The sequence below is a fragment of the Maritalea porphyrae genome, from assembly GCF_030159895.1.
Lineage (GTDB): Bacteria > Pseudomonadota > Alphaproteobacteria > Rhizobiales > Devosiaceae > Maritalea > Maritalea porphyrae.
Genome location: NZ_BSNI01000001.1, coordinates 31961 through 52284, shown reverse-complemented (window position 1 = coordinate 52284; position 20324 = coordinate 31961). Strand labels below are relative to the sequence as shown.

Here is a 20324-nt window from a genome sequence, read left to right as displayed (position 1 = left end):
GTGGAAAGATTTGTGTCTAATTAGTGTGTGTAAACTGGGAGACAGATAGATGAAATTGCCAAAGAACACAGATTTGCGTCGATTACTCGTAGCTCAATTGCCAGCTGATTTTGCAGATTGGTTGGATTTTGTGGCGATCATTTCTTTGTTCACCTACACATGGTCTGTCGATCCCATTTATTTCGCATTTTTTGCACTCACCTATTCACTGCCTTATCTCCTATTTGGGCCGTTCGCCGGCGCGCTTGTCGATCGCTATGAGATCAAGACAATTATGGTTTGGTCAAATTTGGGTCGCGCGATGGCGACCTTTGCACTGGCTTTTGCAAGTTTTCCAGAATTTGTGCTGGTGTTGGTTCTTTTCCGTTCAACGGTAGATAGCTTCTTCTCTCCCGCGAAGCAGTCTGCCATTCAAGCACTGGCGGATAAATCAGAACTGATGGCAACAAACAGCCTGAGCCAAGTCATCAATCAGGCGTCGAAACTTGCCGGACCAGCGGTCGGTGGCGCATTGCTATTGATCGTCAGCAGTCAAACAGTCTTCGTTATCAACGGTTTGGTTTCACTTTGTGCGATGGGTATCCTGCTAACGCTATCAAAATCACTTCGCCCCAAACCGACGAAGGCTGAAGAAGACACTAGCGATACAAAAAAGGGCGGCATATTTGGTGAAATAGCCGAAGGCTATAAAACGGTCGGGAAAATCCCCGCATTGTGGGTGACCATTGGGCTTGGGGCATTCGGCTTCTTCGCCGTGTTCTTGCACGACACATTGATTGGACCAGTCACGAAGCAATTGGGCTTTGATCAGTCTGTTTTGGGCCTTTCCATAACTGCAGTTGGCGCTGGTGGTGTTCTGGGCGCATTGGCACTAGGCAGCATCAAGCGGCATTATCATCCTTACCTAATGATAGGACCAGGCATGATGTTTGCGGCGTTTTTCACTCTGCTGCTGGGCTTTGCTGCCATTTACAATTGGGCGTTGCCATTGTGGGTGTTTGTTCCGGCCTTTTTCATCGTGGGATTTGTGAGTTCGGCGGTATTTGTGCCAATGCGCACGGTTTTGCAGATGGAAACACCTCCTGACAAAATGGGGCGTGTTACCGCTGTTAATGAAGCAATGACCGTGCTTGCTATGATGGCAGCGCCTTTTATCGGCGCAGTGCTGGCCTCGCAGTTTGGTTTGGGCGTGCCCTTTATTGTGGGTGGTGCACTGTCGTTGCTGCTGGGCCTGGTCGCGCTTTTGATTATTCCAGTGATTAAGTTCCAGCGTCCCGACGAAACGGCTGAGGAACCAGAACTTTCCAAAGCGGTCTAAATTTTGTATTGCCGATGAAAACACTCACATGAGGCGGTATGCGCGGATATTTTGCAATTGGGGCTGAGAAAATCTCGAAGGCCAATAATTTTGGGAATTTGGCTCGAACCGCGCATGGGTTTGGTGCAAGCTTTTGCTTTACCATCAAATCAGATTTAGGCGACAAGTTCGTCAATGCGGACACATCAAAGGCACTCACCAATATCCCATATTATGAATGGGCAAACTGGGACGAGATGGCGCTGCCCAGTGGCTGCCAGCTGGTTGGGGTTGAGTTGACCGATGATGCAATAGAATTGCCAAGTTTTCGACATCCGACGCAGGCCGCCTATATTCTTGGCCCAGAGCGCGCATCGCTTTCACCGCAAATATTGGATCGATGTGATTATGTGATCAAAATCCCGACAAGCTTTTGCCTCAACGTTGCAACGGCGGGTGCAATTGTGATGTATGATCGTATCGCAACGCTCGGCAAATTTGCCCCGCGCCCGGTCAAAGTAGGCGGGCCCGTAGAGCCCAAACCTATTCACATTCACGGTAAGCGGAAGCGGCGCACTGCGATTGAGGATTTGTAAGCGCTGGTGGGCCTATTCGCCCCAAGTGTCCTCTAGAACGCGTAGCCAATTGCCAAAACAGATTTTGTTGATTTGATCATCGGCGTAGCCCGCATCGCGCAGCGCATCGGTAAGGTTCGGCAGTTTTGCGGTGCTGTCCAAATCAAAAGGTGGCGGCGCGCCGTCATAGTCTGACCCGAGCCCCACATGGTCGATCCCCATCTTGTCGACCATGTAGTCGATGTGCTCAATAAGTGTCGACATAGGCACATCTTGGTTTTTCTCACCGTCTTTGCGCAAAAACGCCACTGCAAAATTCAAACCGGCAATTCCATTGCTGTCCTTAATGGCTTTAAGCTGATCGTCGGTTAAGTTTCGAGTGGTTGGGCAAAGCGCGTGTACGTTTGAGTGGCTAGCGATTAGCGGCTTATTTGAAATGCGCGCAATATCCCAAAAGCCTTTTTCGTTCATGTGCGACAAGTCAATGGCGATGCCCATTTCATTGCACACCTTGATCAACTCGATGCCGTCATTGGTTAGTCCGGGGCCCGTGTCTGGCGATGCAGGGAACTTAAACGGCACGCCGTGGGCAAAGGCGTTTGATCGGCTCCAAACGGGACCAATTGAGCGCAAACCTTCTTGGTAAAAGGCTTGAAGGTTTGACAAATCTGGCAAAATCGCTTCTGCACCTTCAATATGAAGAACAGGGGCGAGGCGACCCTCTGTCATTGCTGTGCGAATGTCAGAAACTGAGCGGCAAATCTGCACTTGTCCGTTGGATTCTGCAGAGATGTCCCGCAACAGTGTGATCATGTTCATTGTGTAGTCGCGCGCAAATTCTTGGCTTGGCGGCGTGCGGAATGATTTGCCATCTTCTGGGGGGATAAACATCGCGAATAAGCCGCCAATAAACCCACCCTTTTGAGTTGACTGTAAATCTATATGTTGCCCTTTGCGTGGCGAAAAGAACGCTTTCGCTGGGTCCTCAGGGCACTCTTCTAACAGTTTGAGCAAAATGTCGTTGTGGCCGTCGAATATGGGAAAAGGCGCGCTATTGGTCATAAATATCCGGCTGAGAAAAGGAAGTGATTTGGAGCAATTGTGGCATGGGTCTGGGGTATTGCCAATGCGCAATCGCCGTTGATTTCGATCAAGGTAGAAAATGATTGCATCAATATTGTGGCTCTTATCAGCTGATAGGGATTGAGATGGACCACGCAATCATTGAAAAATACGCTGCTCCCGTGCCGCGTTATACGAGCTACCCGACGGCGCCGCACTTCACCAGTGAAGTTGACAATGCGACCTATACATCTTGGGTGAAAGATTTGGGCGAAGGTGATCGGTTGTCGCTTTATGTCCACATTCCATTCTGTGATCGCTTGTGCTGGTTTTGTGGTTGCAACACAAAGCAGACGCTCAAATATGCGCCTGTGAAGGCCTACATGAAGCGGGTGCACAAAGAAATCGAGATGATCTCTAAGCTGGTGAAGCCTGCTGCGATTGTCACGGCTGTGCACTTAGGTGGTGGTTCACCGACTTTGCTCGAACCAAGCGATTTGGAACTGCTTGGCGCGAAAATGCGTGGCGCCTTCCAGTTTGCAGATGATGCTGAGATCTCGATTGAAATTGACCCAAGCGATGTAACGCCGGAGAAGATCGAGGGCATGGTTGCATTTGGTATGACTCGTGCCAGCATTGGTGTTCAGGACTTTTCTAAAAAGGTGCAGGAGGCAATCAACCGCCCGCAAAGTTTTGAGATCACCCGCGATGTGGTTTTTGCCTTGCGGGATGCAGGCATCAAATCGATCAATTTGGATGTCCTTTATGGTTTGCCTTTTCAGACAACAGAGCGATTGCTTGAAACCGTAGACAAAACTTTGTCGCTGCGTCCGGATCGCATCGCGCTGTTTGGCTATGCACATGTGCCTTGGATGAAAACGCATCAGAAAATGATCAAGGATGACACCTTGCCCGGCACAATTGAGCGCTTTGAGCATGCGATTATGGCTGGAGATCGATTGGCAGATGCTGGTTATGATCGTATTGGTTTTGACCATTTTGCACTGCCTTCAGACTCGATGGCAAAGGCGGCCGCAGATGGCACTTTGCGCCGGAATTTCCAAGGCTACACGGTTGATAATTCTGATGCGTTAATTGGTTTTGGCGGGTCTGCCATTGGCCAAACAAAGAACGGCTACGTACAAAACATTGTTGCGACAGGGCAGTATCAAGCTGCAATTGACAATGGCGACCTTGCCATTGCCAAGGGGTTTGAACTGTCAGATGTCGATCGTGCCCGTGGTTGGGTGATTGAGAAGCTCATGTGCGACTTCAAATTCGACATTGATCAATTTGTTCAATGTTTTGGTGATTTAGCGCCGACGATTTTGAATGATGCAGGTTATATTGCCGCGGCGGACCAGGACGATTTTGTCTACATCACTCATGATACATTTGGGTTGAGTGACAAAGGCAAACCATTTGTACGGGCCATTGCTGCAAAGTTTGACACCTATTTTGGTCAGGGCAATGCGCGGCATTCAAAGGCGGTGTAACGGCGATCGAACCAAGCAATATGAATGCAGTTTCACTTGTTTGCTTTTTAGTCAGTGCGGTGGCAGCGGGTTATTTGATCTATACCCTGATCAATCTTAGTGAACTTGGAATTGGCGTCTCTCATCCCAGAGTGCTTGTTGAATTTTCGTTGTTTGTGGGATTTGGTTTGCTCGGTCTGTTCTTTCTAACATGACCCGAACTCAACAGTTGTGTGTTCTAACTTTTATGTGATCGCAGCGTCTGTTGCCCAATCCATATTTTGCGCTCAAACTCACCCAATATTTTTTGATTAGAATTGGGTGAGGGGAAACAATGGGCACGGTTGAATCAGACAAAATCTCAGTTAGCTTTGATGGTAAGAAATGCATCCATGCGCGCCGGTGCGTGTTGGGTTTGCCGGAGGTTTTCAATCCCGGCGCAAAAGGGCAATGGATTTTCCCCGAACATGCGGACCCAAGTGAAATTGCGCGGCTGGTGCGTGATTGCCCGTCCGGCGCGCTTACTTATGAAATGAAAGACGGCACAGACGCCGAAGAACTGCCAAAAGTGAATTCAGCCCGTCTTTGGGAGAATGGCCCGGTTGAATATCGCGGGGATGTGCGAATCGACGGCCAAGAGCCTCGCATTCGCGCTGTAATTTGCCGTTGTGGGCAATCTAAAAATAAGCCGTTTTGCGACAATTCCCATTTGGATGCTGAGTTTGAAGCAACGAGCGATGTGTCGGCAAAAGATGATGCTGCAACACTTGAGGCGCGAGACGGGGAGCTATCTTTGAAACCGATCAAAGACGGTCCGCTGATGGTTTCTGGTAACCTAGAAATTATCGCAGGGTCGGGTCGCAAAATTACGACTGGCAAACGTTTTGCTATGTGTCGCTGCGGCGCGTCGAAGAATAAACCATTTTGCGATGGTTCGCATAAAGAGATCGGGTTTGAAGCAGATTAATGGCTGATATTGAGATCAAGAAGTTTGATGGCCCCAGTCGTGGTCGTTACGTGGCCGTTGTCGATGGTGTTGAAGCGGAACTTACCTATTCGCGTATGAGCGCACATTCCATTATTGCGGATCACACAGGTGTGCCCGAAGCCTTAAAAGGCAAAGGAGTGGGCAAGGCGCTGGTGGAATATTTAATTGCAGATGCACGTGCGACAGATACAAAGATTGTGCCGCTTTGCCCATTTGTCAAAGCGCAATATCAGCGACACCCTGAATGGTCTGATGTGATTAAGTGAACCCTAATTGGGCTTTTTGATCATCAGCAGAATTGGAAGTGCGAACATTGCGCCGATGGCGGCGATCCAAAGGGTGTTGGTGATCCCGATCCACATGGAAATTGGACCGGCCATTAATGCGCTTAAGGGGATCACCATACCGGTTGTCAGCTGAAAAGTTGCGTTGGCGCGCGCCAACACATTTTCAGGCATTTCGCGTTGTCTCAGACTAAGGGCTTGGATCACAAAGATGGTCATAAAGAAGTCGCCAGCAACTTGCTGGAATGATAGTAGCGCAATGCTATATTGGGGAAGGGCCGCCGCCAGTGGAATACCGAAGTTGGCCAACTGTCCTAATGCCATGGTGACAACAAGGGTATTGCGCAAACCGAATTTGTTGGCGACTGGGGCCGCAGCGAGTGCGCCAAAAAATCCGGCTATGCCGCCGAGTGATATGATCACGCCCACGGTGAAGGGATCAAGCGCAAGGGTGCGCAATGCAACCACCATATAGAGCGTGACATAGATACCGCCAGCCAGTGTCATAAGCGTGTCAGCGGCTAGAATGGGGCCGACAATCGGGTGTTTAACGCAAGACTTGAAACCTAGAACTGCATCTCGCAGTAGACTGTCTTCCGCGGATTTGGCGGTTCGCTTAGGTTCTGGTTTTTTGATGAACGACAACATTAGCGCTGACCAAAGATAGGTGATCGCGTCAAAGATCATGGCGATGGGCGCGCTAAACAAAGACACCAACAGCCCTGCAATGCCCGGACCAGAAGCTTCGGCCACCGCATCTGTGGCTTCTAACTTGGAATTGGCGTCCACCAGCTGATCTTTTGCAACTAAGCGAGGCAAATAGGCATTGTCGGCGATTTGGAAGATAGAGGTGGCCGCACCAACGACCGCGGCGACAACGTAGAGCTGCATCATCGACATGGCGGAGAAATGTGCAGCAATTGGGACTGAAAATATCAATGCTGCACGAACGAGGTCGGTCGTGATCAAAAGTGGACGCTTCTTGTTGCGATCAATATAGCCGCCCGCCAAGAACGCAACAATTAGCCCAGGCGCGAAACTGAGGGCGCTTAGAATTGCGATTTCGTTTGGCGTCGCGTTGATTGTCAGAATTGCAATCATCGGCAGAACTGTTCGGGTAATCCGCGAACCAAATGCGCTACCAATTTGGGCCGCCCAAAGTTTCAAAAAGTCAGCGTGTTTAAACAGTGATGCTGATTGGTGTCCGTTTGCCATTGGCGTGGCCTAATTGAGTTCCTTGGAGGGACCTCAGTCGTGCATCATAGTAATATGCAATTCAAGCTGTTTGGCTGAACGCCGGGCATTTGGATTTTTGGTGATGTGAAACGGCAACAAGAAATTAGGGGTGTCCTTTGAAAAAGGACACCCCGAATTACGACTTAGAGGTTGTGGGGACGGGTCTAAGCCGATCTGTTTTGGCGATTGTCAATTAGCTTTTCGACCACAGATGGGTCGGCAAGCGTAGAGATGTCGCCTAAGTTGGAGAATTCATCCTCGGCAATTTTGCGCAGGATGCGTCGCATGATTTTGCCCGAACGGGTTTTAGGCAAGTCTGGTGCGAATTGTATAAGGTCTGGCGTTGCGATTGGACCAATTTCTTTGCGTACCCAGGTGCGCAATTCTTTGAGCAAATCGTCGCTTGGCTCGTTACCCGCCATCAGGGTGACATAGACATAGATGCCTTGACCTTTGATGTCGTGCGGATAGCCCACAACAGCAGCTTCAGACACTTTGTCATGTGCCACCAATGCGCTTTCCACTTCGGCGGTGCCCATGCGGTGCCCAGATACGTTTAGAACGTCGTCAACACGGCCCGTGATCCAATAAGCGCCATCTTCATCGCGCTTGCAGCCATCTGAGGTGAAGTATTTGCCCTTATAGGTCGTGAAATAAGTGTCCACGAAGCGCTGATGATCGCCGTAAATGGTGCGTGCTTGCGCAGGCCAGCTATCAAGAATGCACAAGTTGCCTTCTGCTGCGCCTTCAAGCACGTTGCCATCATTGTCCACAAGTTGGGGTTTGATGCCAAAGAATGGCGCTGTCGCTGCGCCGGGTTTTAGGCCGTGTGCGCCGGGCAATGGGGTCAACATGCATCCACCGGTTTCAGTTTGCCACCAAGTGTCGACAATCGGGCAGCGCTCTTCGCCAACCACTTTGTGGTACCATTCCCAAGCTTCAGGGTTGATCGGCTCGCCAGCCGTACCCAACAATTTGAGCGACTTGCGGCTGGTTTTAGTGACATATTCGTCGCCCGCACCCATAAGCGCTCGAATTGCTGTTGGCGCGGTGTAGAATTGGTTGACTTCGTATTTGTCGATGATCTGCCAAAAGCGTGATGCATCGGGGAAGTTCGGCACGCCTTCAAACATCACTGATGTTGCGCCATTAGATAGCGGCGCATATAGCGTGAAGCTGTGTCCGGTAATCCAGCCCAAATCCGCGCCACACCAGAAAATGTCGCCATCCTCATAGTTGAAGACCGCGCGATGGGCGAAGTTGATGTAGGTGAGGTAACCGCCGGATGTGTGGACAACGCCTTTTGGCTGACCGGTTGAACCAGACGTATAAAGGATAAACAGCGGGTCTTCAGCGTTCATCGGTTCGCATTCGCAAAAGTCATCAACGCCAGCTGCAGCTTCGTGCCACCAGACATCGCGCCCACCCTTCATGGTGATGTCTGCGCCGGTGTGCTCAACCACCAAGACCTTTTCAACGCCCAATGCGTGCGGCATTGCATCATCAACGTTTTTCTTGAGCGGCACGGTTTTGCCACCACGCCGACCTTCATCTGCTGTGATCACCACGGTGCTGTCACAGTCATTGATGCGCCCCGCGAGCGCTTCTGGTGAGAAGCCAGCAAAGACGACCGAATGGGCCGCGCCGATGCGCGCGCATGCCAACATTGCATATGTGATCTCTGGGATCATTGGGAGATAGATGGTGACACGGTCACCTTTTTTAACACCCAGTGATTTGAGCACATTGGCGAAACGACAGACACGTTCGTGCAATTGGGTGTAAGTGATTGTTTGACCCGGCTGGTCAGGATGATCCGGTTCCCAATGGAAGGCGACACGGTCGCCGCTGTCTTTAAGGTGGCGATCGATGCAGTTGTAGGCAACGTTTAGTTCGCCATCTTCAAACCATTTGATCGACACAGGATCAAAGCTGGTGTTTTTGATGATGGTTGGCTCTTTGATCCAATCTAATCGCTTAGCTTGCTCGGCCCAGAATCCATCCGGATCATTGACGGACCGCGCGTACATTTCTTCATATGTGTCCGCATCTATTAGGGCGTTTTTTGCCCAATCGGCAGGGACTGGATAAGTTTTCCCGGACATAGCTCTCCTCTTGCCCGCCAACACTTTTCAAGCGCTGGCGAACCCTTTTTGAAACCTTCAATGTTTAAATGGCCGGTCCCTACCGTGCCCGGTCTCTTGGAGGCTTACGCCCCCAATTCTTGCTAGAAACTAGATCGCGAGATATTCGTGACGAAGTTCCTCATTATCCAAGACCTCTTGTGCGGAGCCGGTAAAGGCAACCTCACCAGTATCAAGAATAACCGCCCTATCGGCGAGACGAAGCGCGGCGACCGCGTTCTGCTCAACGATAATGGTGGTGATCCCGAGTTCTTTAATTTCTCTCAGGATCTTTTCAATCTCTTGCACAATCACTGGTGCAAGACCTTCATAAGGCTCGTCCAGCAGCAAGAGTTTGACATCCCTTACCAATGCTCGGCCAATGGCCAGCATTTGCTGTTCACCACCAGAAAGGGTCACGCCTTCCTGATTGCGGCGTTCAGCGAGGCGCGGGAAACGCTCGTAAACTTGTTCAATTGCCCATCCATGACCCGGTGCAACCTGCGCAAGAGATAGATTCTCTTCAACGGTTAGGCCCTGGATAATGCGGCGATCTTCAGGCACCAACTGCAAGCCTGCAAGGGCTGCTTCGTGGGATTTCATTTTGTGCAACGGCTGGCCATCAAGCCAAATTTCGCCTTGTGTTAGCTGAGGATCTTCCGTCCGCGCAAATGTGCGCAATGCGGATGTTTTGCCTGCACCGTTCCGGCCCAATAAAGCCAAGATTTGGCCATGTGGGATTTCCAGCGATACGCCTTGCACGATATAGCTTTCGCCATAATAGGCATGAATGTCTTTCACTTGGAAATATGGGCGGTCAGCGTTTGACGCGCTGGCGCTTTCAGTGATTTGATTTTCTGTGTTCATGGCGTTCATTAGTGTGCTCCCCCAAGATATGCTTCTTGCACTTTCGGGTTATTGCGCACCTCCTCCGGTGTTCCCTCGGCGATGATACGGCCACCCGCCAGAACCGAGATTTTGTCGGCCAATGAAAACACAACATGCATGTCGTGCTCAATAATGACCTTGGTCATCCCACGTTCCTTGATCTTCTTCAGCAAGTCAATTGTGGTGTTGGTGTCATGACGAGACATGCCCGCAGTTGGTTCGTCCAACAATAGTAGACGTGGGTGCTGCATCAAGCACATGGCAAGCTCCATGCGTCGCTTGTCACCACGTGATAGCGAGCCAGCAAGCATATCCATACTTGCTTTCATGCCCACATCCTCAAGCATGTGGATTGCTTCATCACGAATTTCGGTTTCATCCGCTAGAGATGACATGAAATTCAAGGTGAATGAGCCATCACGCTTTGCCAATGCGGGGATCATGACATTTTGCAACACGGTGAGATCTGGGAAGATCTCTGGTGTTTGAAACACACGAGCCACACCAACTTGGTTGATTTCGTGTGGTTGCTTTCCGGTCAATACTTGGCCGTCAAATACCACAGCGCCGCGGGTAGGGGCCAAACGACCCACCACCACATTGAGGAGCGTAGATTTGCCGGCGCCGTTCGGGCCGATGATCGCGTGGGTTTTACCCTCTTCGATCTGCAAATCAATGTCGCTTAGGGCGTGCAAGCCACCAAAGGTCTTGTGCACATCAGCAACGTGAAGAACGATATTGTCGTTTTCTGTTGTCATTTCAAATGTCCTTTCAAGACCTATTCGGCGGGTGCCGGAGCTGGCGTTTTTTCATTCGGCTTGGCTTTGTCGCCGCCATCGCGGTTGAACAATGAGCCAATACGTCTGAAGCCTTCCATCATGCCGCCTGGCAAGAATGTCACCACAAGCATGAAAATTAGACCCAAGGTGAGGTGCCAGCCTTCGCCAACAAACATTGAAGTAATTTCGACAACAAATTTTTCGACGCCATCGGGCAAGAACGCGAACAGATTGTGCAGCACGCTTTCGTTGAATGAAGAGAAAATGTTTTCGAAATATTTGATTAGCCAAGCGCCAACCACAGGTCCAATCAGCGTGCCAACGCCACCCAAAATCGTCATCAGAACGATTTCACCAGACGCTGTCCATTGCATGCGCTCAGCGCCAGCAAGAGGATCAGTAACCGCCATCAAGCCACCAGCAAGCCCAGCGAACATGCCTGAGATCACAAAGGCAGTAAGCGTGTAAGGACGTGTGTTAAAGCCTGTATAGTTCATCCGTGTCTGGTTTGATTTGATCGCCCGCAGCATCATGCCAAATGGTGAGGCGAAAATACGTTGGGTGATAAAGAAGCCAATGATCAAGAATACCGCGCAGAAGTAGAAGCCCGGAATGCCGTTCATATCGACCAGACCAAATAGGTTGGATACCGGCAATGAGCCATCACTCGTGCTACCAAAGGCGCTGTCAATAACGCGGGGGTCTTGCAACTCAAGCTGCAAACCGGTTTCGCCGTTTGTAATGGGCGTAAGCACGGAATAGGCAAGGTTGTAGGACATTTGCGCGAACGCAAGCGTTAGGATCGAGAAGTAAATGCCTGAGCGACGCAGGCTCACATAACCGATCGCAAGGGCAAATAGGCCAGCCATAATCACTGCTAGAATTAGGGCAGGGATCGGGTTCATTGAGAACAGTTTGAATGTCCAAACTGCAGTATATGAACCCACGCCCAAGAAAGCAGCATGACCAAAGCTGAGATAGCCAGTGAGGCCAAACAGCACGTTGAAGCCAATGGCAAGGATGCCAAAGATGGCGAATTTCTGCATCAAATCAGGATAGGCAGCGCCAAAAGGTTGCAACCAGATTGGCATCAACAAAACAACTGCTGAAAAGATGACGAATGTAAGAACGTCTTTGCGTGACATCGAGAATATTTTGTTCATGATCTTAGCTCTCCATCACGCCACGGCGACCCAGAAGACCACGTGGACGAACCAATAGAATAATCACAGCGACCAAGTAGATAATGATCTGGTCAATACCGGGAATGATGGCTTTGATTTCTGTCATAGAGGCAAGCGACTGCAAAATACCCAGCAGGAACCCAGCAGCGACAGCACCTGGCAGTGAGCCCATGCCACCGACAACAACTACAACGAATGACAGCACCAAGAAGTCCATGCCAAGGTGGTAATCAGGCGGCAGAAGCGGTGTGTACATCACACCGGCCATACCTGCGACGATGGCAGCAAGACCAAACATTGCGGTAAAGCGTTTGTCGATATCGATGCCGATTAAGCCAACGGTTTCGCGGTCGGCCATGCCAGCGCGGACCACCATCCCGAACGTTGTGAATTGTAGGAATGCGAACACTGCGCCGATAACAACAACAGAGAACGCGAAATAGATGAGACGCCACCATGGATAAACGATCACGTTTGGATCCATACCAAGGGCTGCACCAATATCTGCAGCGCCACCAACTGCACTAGGCATTGGCTGCGGAATTGGGTTCGCGCCAAAATAGTGCTTGATAATCTCTTGCAGCACGATCGCCAGACCAAATGTCACCAAGATTTGCTCGGCATGTGGACGACGATAGAAGTGTTTAATTAGGCCGCGCTCCATCACCACGCCGATGACAAGCATGACGGGTATCGCGAGCAATATGGAGAAGGGGACCGAAAAGTCGACCATGAATGCGCCAAAGTCGCCAAACCACGCTTCAACATAAGGTGTTCGGATCTCTAAAGGTGTACCCCATGCGGTCACTTTTTCAGGATCGGTGGCAACCATTTCAAGCGTCAATAGTTTGCGCAGAGTTACGGCGCAGAACGCTCCAAGCATAAACAATGCACCGTGCGCGAAGTTAACAACGCCCAAAGTGCCGAAAACTAGGGTTAGCCCCAATGCGATCAGCGCATATGCGCCGCCTTTATCCAGTCCATTGAGAAACTGCAAAAATATCGCGTCCATTATTCCTCCCAAGCAACGTCATGCGTTGCGTATCTCCAGCGGTCGCTTCTGCAGAACCGCCAATATCGGGGTGGCGAACCACCCCGATACCAAATTGTGAACTCAATTATACTTCGTAAGGGCCTAGGTCGCCGCCGAAGATTGAGGCATCGTATTCCACTTGGCTACGTGGAACTTGCTGAACCACGTTAAGCAAATCGAACTGCGATGTTGGGTTCTCGTTACCGCGCACAACCAATACATCTTTAAAGCACTGGTGATCTTCAGCACGATACTCGGTTGGGCCGTTGCCCATGCCGTCGAACTTGTGACCTTCAAGAGCTTTAATCACTTGAATTGGATCAAATGTGCCAGCACGCTCACAAGCATCAGCATAAAGCAATGTTTGTACGTAGCATGTGTGAGCAGCCATTGATGGTGGGAAGCCGTACTTCGCGCCGAATGATTTCACAAATGCTTGTGAACCAGCGTCCTGTAGTGACCAGTTCCAGTTTGTTGAACCCAAAATGCCTTTGATGTTTTCGCCAGCACCTTGCGCCATTAGACGTGAGAACAATGGAACAACAATTTGGAAATCTTTGCCATTTGACTGACGGTCTTTAAGACCGAACTGGATGGCTTGAGTCAAAGAGTTCACCATGTCACGACCATAGTGGTTCAAGATCAGAACGTCAGCGCCTGAGTTGAGAACCGGTGTGATGTATTGAGAGAAGTCGCCTGCGCCCACTGGTGTTTTAACCGTTTCTGCAGTTTCCCAACCGAGTGCCTCTGTGGAGTTGATCATGGACTCTTCTTGTGTCCAGCCCCAAGTGTAGTCGGCAGTTAGGTGATATGCACGACGGTCTTTACCGTACTCTTGACCAAGCACTGGACCCAATGCAGCACCAGACATGTAGGCGTTAAAGAAGTGCCTAAAGCCATAGCGACGCTTGTCTTTACCAGTGGTGTCGTTTGAGTGGGTCAAACCAGCCATAAAGATGGTGCCCATTTCCTGACACAGACCTTGTACAGCAATCGCCACGCCAGATGATGAACCACCTGAAATCATCAGTGCGCCGTCTTTTTCAATCATCCGTTTAGCGGATGCGCGGGCTGCGTCAGATTTAGTTTGTGTATCACCTGTTACATAAGCAACTTTTTTGCCCAAAATGCCTTCGCCTTTAAGTGCAGACGGTTGCATTGTGTTGAGCATGCCGCCATCGCCTTCACCGTTTAGGTGTTCAACAGCAAGTTGGTATGCACGAAGCTCATCCGCACCCTCATCGGCGTAGGAACCGGTTTGTGGCACGTTGAAGCCCAAAGTTACCGTATCGCCTGTTGGCTCGTTACGGAAAGCGTGAGCTGAGCTAGTGAAAATTGTTGGAGCAACACCTGCTGTAACCAGACCGGCGGCTGCGCCTTTGAGAACCTTACGACGGCTAGGACCGTCTTTGCGTTCGCTCATTAATCTCCTCCTTTTTGGGTTGTTGGGCGTAAATTGTTATACGCAACACAACACCTGAATTATAGTGTTGAAATGAAAATGTAAGCAATAGTACGTTGTAATATAACGATAATTTTGTCAAAAACGCGACATTTTCTTGTAACTGATTGTAAAGAAATTTACAAGCTGTTAGAACGGAGGGCTCCAAATGAGGATGAAAAAATGCGCTCGCCTATAGGGCTAAAAATTCGCAACCTAAGGAAATCTTTGGGGTTCTCCCAATCGGGATTTGCGAAAATGGTAGAGATTTCTCCGAGCTATTTGAACCTCATTGAGGCAAACAAGCGAGACGTCGGCGGCGTACTGCTACAGCGAATCGCTCAGCACCTTGGCGTCGAGTTGGAGTTGTTAACAGGGGACAGTGAACAGCGTTTGATCAACGACATTGAGGAAGTGTTCGCCGATCCAATGCTCGAATCGTTAAATTTGGGTCCCGATGACGCGCGCACGTTGGTTGCGACCAACCCTGAAACTGGCGCTGCACTATTCCGAATTTACCGTGGTTTCTTAGATGCGCGTGCTGAAGCAAAGGCGATGTCCAATCGGCTACGGTCTGATCCGTTGTTTTCTGAATTGTTGCACCAAATGCTCAGTCAGATAACCGCTGTGCGATCAGCGGCTGAAATCCTAGAAGATGTGCCAGACCTTGAAGGCGAACAGCGTCATCGTTTTCATGCCTCTTTGTCGCGCGATAGTCGGACACTTTCCGATGTCGCACAGACCTTGATCGGTGAGTTTGAACGCGAAACGGTTGAACATCACTCGGTTTCGCCAATGCGCGAAGTTGATGATCTGATTATCGATGAGAAAAACCATTTTGCCCCTCTAGAGGAGTTGGGCAAGGAATTGCGCAACGAGGTGCTTGCATTTGGTGGATTTGCCGAAGCCAGCTTGGATCTTGCGTTGAAGGAAAAATTCGGCGTTACAGTTGAGCGCGCAGGGCAATTGCAAACGGCTGCAGACGAGATGCCCGGTCAGTATCACTATAATAAAGAGAAAAAGCTGATGTGGTTTCAAGGAAATTGCACCATGTCGACGCGTCAGTTTCAGCTTTCTCGCCTTTATGCTGAACTATCGGGTGCCGGGCTTTTGCGGAAACTCACCAATGACAAAAGATTGACGACTTTGAATTCAAGGCGATTGGCTTATCGCGCGCTCGGGTCGTATCTCGCAGGAGCAATCAGTTTGCCTTATGACGAGTTTTTGGCGGATGCTGAGAGCCAAAAGTATGACATTGATTTTTTGAGCCAGAAGTACACAGCGAGTTTTGAACAAGTTGCACATCGTTTGGTGACATTGCGCGCGCCTGGGCGCGAGGGCATTCCTTTTGGTTTTTTGCGATCTGACCCGGCAGGGCGCTTGACCAAACAATTCCCACTGCCAGGTTTGCAGTTGCCAAATGCTGGTCATGCCTGTCCGCTATGGGCCATTTACGGCGCATTTCGTCGACCTAACGAGGTTGTGCGGCAGTTGGTGACTTATCCGGATGGCTCACGATATTTGTTCTTAGCGAAGTCGACATCTAAGAGAGCTGCCGCCTATAGCCAGGCACCGTTCTACACATCGGTGATGCTGGCGTGCGATATTCTTTATGCGGACAAAACGGTCTACGGTGAAGGCTTGCAACTTGCAAATGCGGCGTTAGATGTACCTGTGGGGCCGACTTGTCATATGTGTATCCGGCGCGATTGCGAACACCGTCAAGAAGAGGTTCTTGCGAGCGTTGATTCAATGCATTCGGTACGACGACCACTTGTTAGTATAAAGTTCGATATTGGCGAACCGGATAAAAATGCATAAGGTATGGCGGTTGATGTTGGCGAGAGGGGCCGATGCCAACACGCGGGAGGAACATACGTGTCAGTAGACATTTTAATAGTCGAGGATGAACCTAGCATCCTCGATTCGCTTGATTTTATTCTCAAACGGGCAGGTTGGAACATAAGCGCGGTCACTGATGGTGATGCAGCGATTGCGGCTGTTGGGGAACTGAATCCTAAGGTTCTGGTGCTTGATGTGATGCTGCCCAAGAAGTCTGGCTTTGAAGTTCTAAAGCACTTACGTGCGCAGCAAAGCACGCGCGATTTGCCAATTCTTATGCTCACCGCAAAAGGGCAACAGCAAGACCGCCGCATTGCTGAAGAGCTGGGGGCGAACGGATTTGTCACCAAACCTTATTCGAACAGCGAAGTCGTCGACGCGGTGCGACAACTAATGGAGCAGGCTGCAGCTTGAATGTGTAATGGCCAGTCGAAAGCGTAGTGAAGGGTTTGCGTTTTTCCTCCCAGTAGTGGGCGCAATGCTGGTTATGCCGCCTATTGTAATGCTGTTCGATGTGGACGCAGACGTCTTTGGTATTCCGCTCATCGTTGCTTACATGTTTGCCGTATGGCTTTTCTTGGTTGTTGCATCACTTGTTTTAACACGTGGATTGCCACGCGCAGGCGCTGATCAAGCTGAGCTTGAGAAAAAGACGGTCGATAAGCCATGATTTCGGCCAATCTCGTCATACTAATTTCTGTTGGCTATGTGATCTTGTTGTTTGCGTTGGCCTATTTTTCTGAACGTTTGGCGGAAGGCGATCGGGGCCAGTTTCTGCGTTCACCCTTGGTCTACACACTCGCTATATCGGTGTACTGCACCAGCTGGACATTCTACGGCGCCGTTGGTTCTGCTGCACGTTCTGGACTTGAGTTTTTTGCCATTTATCTTGGCCCGACCTTGGTATTTGTCGGGTGGTGGTTTGGCTTGCGCAAATTGGTGCGCATCGGACGTAACCAGCGGATTACTTCTGTTGCGGATTTGATTTCGTCTAGATTTGGAAAGAGCAACCGGTTGGCTGTTCTTGTTACGCTGATCGCTGTTATTGGCACAACGCCTTACATTGCATTGCAGCTTAAGGCGATTACCACCAGCCTGTTTGTTATTTCTTCTGACAGTATTGTAACAGGTGTAGGTGACAGGACAGACGATAATCGGCTGGCGCTCGGGGTCGCCGTCGGGATGGCGCTGTTTACGATTTTGTTTGGCACACGGAACGTCGACGCCAAGGAACAGCATCATGGCGTGGTTGCCGCGATTGCGTTTGAAGCGATAGTGAAACTTGTTGCATTGCTGTCTGTTGGCATTTTTGTGGTGTTTGGTTTGGGCGGCGGATTTGCCGAAATCTTTTCGCGCGCTGAAGCCGCGGGTGTGAATGTCTATGACAATGGTGGCTTTGGTACGCGCTGGGTAACCATCATGGTTTTGTCGGCGGCGGCAATTATTTGTTTGCCGCGTCAGTTCCAGATCACGGTTGTCGAAAACTCCGATGAAAACCACTTGCGAACCGCAAGTTGGGCATTCCCTTTGTATCTCTTGGGGATGAGCGTTTTCACTCTCCCCATTGCAATTGTTGGGTTGAATCTGCTGCCCGCCGGTACTGATCCTGATATGTTTGTTTTGACCTTGCCTTTGGCGCATGGACAGGAAATGCTTGCCTTGTTTGCCTTTATTGGTGGGTTTTCGTCAGCGACTTCAATGATCATTATCGCTTCGATTGCGCTTTCTATTATGGTCAGCAACCACATTGTGATGCCGATCGCATTGCGCACGCCTTGGATAGCGGAATCTGGTGACGGGCAGGGCGTCACAAATCTTTTGCTCAATAGCCGCCGGATATCAATCTGTGCCGTGCTTGCGCTAGGGTTCTTGTATTTCTGGCTTACCAACGGTTCGGGTGCGCTAGCGCGAATTGGCTTGATTTCATTTGCCGGCGTTGCGCAATTCTTGCCGGCGATTATTGCAGCGCTCTACTGGCGAGATGCGACGTCGAAAGGCGCAGGCGTTGGTCTGTTTGTTGGATTTTCGGTGTGGTTCTACACTTTATTTTTCCCAAGCTTTGTGGAAACCGGCGGCATGGTTGCCGACTGGGTTGCACACGGCCCATATGGTATTAGTTTCTTGCGCCCCGAAGCGCTGTTTGGTCTTGAAGGCATTGACCCGCTTGTTCATTCGGTCTTCTGGAGCTTACTGGCAAATACGGGCCTCATGGTCTTGGTTTCTTTAAGCACCAATCAATCTGCGCTTGAACGCATTCAAGGTACTTTGTTTGTCGATGCCTTTCGCCGGCTCCCTGGCACCGAGACGCGTTTTATGCGTTCGTCGGCTGCGGCAAACGATTTGTTTTTTGTTGCGCAGCGTGTGCTTGGTGCTGAGCGAGCGACCGCTGTATTTGATAGCTATGTAAAAAAGGAGCCGGGTTCTCGTGCGCGCTTTGAACCGACTCCGGATTTTATTGCGCACCTAGAAAAAGAATTGGCCGGCTCTATAGGCGCCGCTTCTGCACACGTCATGCTTTCGCAAGTTGTGTCTGGCGATAATATTTCACTGCAGGAGGTCATGCAAATTGCTGATGAGACTCAGCAAGTAATTGAATATTCGCAGCAGCTTGAGCAAAAGTCAGAAGAGCTGCGTGAAACTGCTGAGAAGCTGCAAGACGCCAACGAGAAACTCAGGGAGCTTGATCAGGAAAAGGATGAGTTTTTGTCCCAAGTGAGCCATGAAGTGCGCACACCAATGACTTCTATTCGCTCATTTTCTGAAATCTTGTTGGACCCAGAAGGTGTAACGAGCGACGAAAGACAGCGGTTTTTGTCGACCATTCACACTGAGAGCCTTCGGCTGACATTGTTGCTTGATGAGATTTTAGATTTGAGTGCGCTCGAACGTGGCGAAAAAACTTGGGACAACGAACCCGTTGAAGTGCTCAAAGTGCTCCATCGCGCCGCGCTCGTTTGTGAGCCTTTGGCGAAGTCTTCAGGCATTGAAATTCGCATGGGGGCGGTGCTCGAAAATGCCGTTGTTGAAGCCAATGGTGATCGCTTGTGTCAGGTGTTTATCAATCTGATTTCCAACGCGGTCAAATATAACGATTGTGAAGACCCATATGTCGCGGTGAGCATGAAGCGGGTGGGTAAGCGATTGCAAATCGAGTTTCAGGACAATGGTCCGGGGATTGCGCCAAAAGACCGCAAGCGCGTATTTAACAAGTTTTCGCGTGGACATCGCGGCGTCTCAAATGCGCAGACTGGGTCTGGACTTGGCTTGGCCATTAGCTCACAGATTGTTACCCATATGAACGGCAAGATTGATTTGGTGCGCGGGACCGGCGAGGGTGCCTGCTTCCGCGTTACATTGCCGTTGGCCCAAATGGCCAAAGCGGCAGAATAGCTATTTTTTGACAGGTTGTTTTTCCGCCAGAAATGCGCCTGAAAACCCGACATATCTGCCAGGTCGAAAGTTCATCGCGATCACAAGGTTCAGCACTAGAGCACCCACAATTGAAAGCATGACTTTGTCGAAGGGCAAAACAAAGAACGCGCCCACAAGGATGGCGAGGTCAATGCCCATTTGCAAATAGCCAGCGCGTATGCCGTAGGTTTCCTGCAAATATACCGCGAGGATATTCACGCCACCCAAACCGGATTTGTGTCTAAATAGGATCAGCAGGCCAGTACCCATTAAGATGCCGCCAATGATGGTCGCAAAGTAAGGGTTTAGCTGATCAAAACTAATCCATGTCGGCACCAGCTGAACCAGTACAGATACCAAGGCGACTGAGGCGAACGTCTTGATGGTAAAGCTTGGCCCCAGGCGCTTCCACGCCAGCCAATAGAACGGCAAGTTGAGCACGAAGAAAATCAAGCCAAACCCAAATGGCGTGACATAGTTGAGCAGTAGCGCCAATCCATTGATGCCACCAGTGCCGAGCAAAGTGTGTTTGTAAAGGGTCACCCCCAATGCAACCAGCAATGTTCCGGTTATTATGGCGATAACGTCTTCATGCCATTTGTGCTGGATGTCTTTTGCTGGATCTACCATGCGATCACTGCCTTGCTTTTTGTTAAGTGCGCAAGGGCTAACCAGATTGAAGGCATTTGGCAAGGGATTATGGCGC

General features: G+C 50.2%; 18 protein-coding genes. 9 read left to right on the top strand and 9 right to left on the bottom strand.

Going from position 1 to position 20324, the window contains the following annotated elements:
• Window positions 1-49 precede the first annotated feature (49 nt).
• The gene (locus QQL65_RS00275) at window positions 50-1318 is read left to right on the top strand and encodes an MFS transporter (protein ID WP_284360839.1); all 1269 of its coding nucleotides are present in this window, start codon (window positions 50-52) and stop codon (window positions 1316-1318) included.
• 38 nt (window positions 1319-1356) lie between these two features.
• On the top strand, window positions 1357-1893 hold the full coding sequence (locus QQL65_RS00270) for an RNA methyltransferase (protein ID WP_284360837.1): 537 nt from the start codon (window positions 1357-1359) through the stop codon (window positions 1891-1893).
• A 12-nt stretch (window positions 1894-1905) separates the two neighbouring features.
• Here the strand turns inward: QQL65_RS00270 and QQL65_RS00265 are convergent, their stop codons facing one another.
• Window positions 1906-2934 (bottom strand): dipeptidase, encoded by a 1029-nt coding sequence (locus QQL65_RS00265; RefSeq protein WP_284360836.1) that lies wholly within the window; start codon window positions 2932-2934, stop codon window positions 1906-1908.
• 146 nt (window positions 2935-3080) lie between these two features.
• Between QQL65_RS00265 and hemN the strand changes: the two genes are divergently transcribed.
• From hemN to QQL65_RS00250, 3 genes are all read left to right on the top strand, one after another.
• Window positions 3081-4430, top strand: a complete 1350-nt coding sequence (gene hemN / locus QQL65_RS00260) for an oxygen-independent coproporphyrinogen III oxidase (RefSeq protein ID WP_284360834.1) — start codon at window positions 3081-3083, stop codon at window positions 4428-4430.
• 313 nt (window positions 4431-4743) lie between these two features.
• Complete coding sequence (locus QQL65_RS00255) at window positions 4744-5376, top strand: CDGSH iron-sulfur domain-containing protein (RefSeq protein ID WP_284360831.1); 633 nt, start codon at window positions 4744-4746, stop codon at window positions 5374-5376.
• Complete coding sequence (locus QQL65_RS00250; protein ID WP_379862980.1) at window positions 5376-5663, top strand: GNAT family N-acetyltransferase; 288 nt, start codon at window positions 5376-5378, stop codon at window positions 5661-5663. The genes QQL65_RS00255 and QQL65_RS00250 overlap by 1 nt, the downstream gene beginning before the upstream one ends.
• A gap of 3 nt (window positions 5664-5666) precedes the next feature.
• On the opposite strand, the gene QQL65_RS00245 is transcribed toward QQL65_RS00250, so the two are convergent.
• The 7 genes from QQL65_RS00245 to QQL65_RS00215 all read right to left on the bottom strand — a co-directional run bounded on the left by QQL65_RS00245 (window position 5667) and on the right by QQL65_RS00215 (window position 14347).
• On the bottom strand, window positions 5667-6896 hold the full coding sequence (locus QQL65_RS00245; protein WP_284360829.1) for an MFS transporter: 1230 nt from the start codon (window positions 6894-6896) through the stop codon (window positions 5667-5669).
• Between the two features lie 185 nt (window positions 6897-7081).
• Complete coding sequence (gene acs, locus QQL65_RS00240; RefSeq protein ID WP_284360827.1) at window positions 7082-9022, bottom strand: acetate--CoA ligase; 1941 nt, start codon at window positions 9020-9022, stop codon at window positions 7082-7084.
• Between the two features lie 129 nt (window positions 9023-9151).
• The gene (locus QQL65_RS00235; protein WP_379862978.1) at window positions 9152-9916 is read right to left on the bottom strand and encodes an ABC transporter ATP-binding protein; all 765 of its coding nucleotides are present in this window, start codon (window positions 9914-9916) and stop codon (window positions 9152-9154) included.
• Window positions 9916-10686: an ABC transporter ATP-binding protein gene (locus QQL65_RS00230; RefSeq protein ID WP_284360824.1), complete on the bottom strand. Its 771-nt coding sequence runs from the start codon at window positions 10684-10686 to the stop codon at window positions 9916-9918. Before QQL65_RS00230 ends, QQL65_RS00235 begins: the two co-directional genes overlap by 1 nt.
• Before the next feature lie 20 nt (window positions 10687-10706).
• Complete coding sequence (locus QQL65_RS00225; RefSeq protein WP_284360823.1) at window positions 10707-11870, bottom strand: branched-chain amino acid ABC transporter permease; 1164 nt, start codon at window positions 11868-11870, stop codon at window positions 10707-10709.
• Between the two features lie 4 nt (window positions 11871-11874).
• The gene (locus QQL65_RS00220) at window positions 11875-12903 is read right to left on the bottom strand and encodes a branched-chain amino acid ABC transporter permease (protein ID WP_284360821.1); all 1029 of its coding nucleotides are present in this window, start codon (window positions 12901-12903) and stop codon (window positions 11875-11877) included.
• 106 nt (window positions 12904-13009) lie between these two features.
• On the bottom strand, window positions 13010-14347 hold the full coding sequence (locus tag QQL65_RS00215) for a substrate-binding protein (protein WP_284360819.1): 1338 nt from the start codon (window positions 14345-14347) through the stop codon (window positions 13010-13012).
• Between the two features lie 201 nt (window positions 14348-14548).
• On the opposite strand from QQL65_RS00215, the gene QQL65_RS00210 reads away from it, so the two are divergent.
• From QQL65_RS00210 to QQL65_RS00195, 4 genes are read left to right on the top strand one after another with little or no spacing between them, the layout of a single operon-like run.
• The gene (locus tag QQL65_RS00210) at window positions 14549-16186 is read left to right on the top strand and encodes a helix-turn-helix domain-containing protein (RefSeq protein WP_284360816.1); all 1638 of its coding nucleotides are present in this window, start codon (window positions 14549-14551) and stop codon (window positions 16184-16186) included.
• A gap of 57 nt (window positions 16187-16243) precedes the next feature.
• Window positions 16244-16621, top strand: a complete 378-nt coding sequence (locus tag QQL65_RS00205) for a response regulator transcription factor (RefSeq protein ID WP_284360814.1) — start codon at window positions 16244-16246, stop codon at window positions 16619-16621.
• Between the two features lie 7 nt (window positions 16622-16628).
• Entirely contained in the window at window positions 16629-16877 is a 249-nt protein-coding gene (locus QQL65_RS00200; protein ID WP_284360811.1) for a hypothetical protein, read from the top strand.
• Window positions 16874-19597, top strand: a complete 2724-nt coding sequence (locus QQL65_RS00195; protein ID WP_284360808.1) for an ATP-binding protein — start codon at window positions 16874-16876, stop codon at window positions 19595-19597. The genes QQL65_RS00200 and QQL65_RS00195 overlap by 4 nt, the downstream gene beginning before the upstream one ends.
• On the opposite strand, the gene QQL65_RS00190 is transcribed toward QQL65_RS00195, so the two are convergent.
• Window positions 19598-20248 (bottom strand): YitT family protein, encoded by a 651-nt coding sequence (locus tag QQL65_RS00190; RefSeq protein ID WP_284360805.1) that lies wholly within the window; start codon window positions 20246-20248, stop codon window positions 19598-19600.
• Between the last annotated feature and the right edge of the window lie 76 nt (window positions 20249-20324).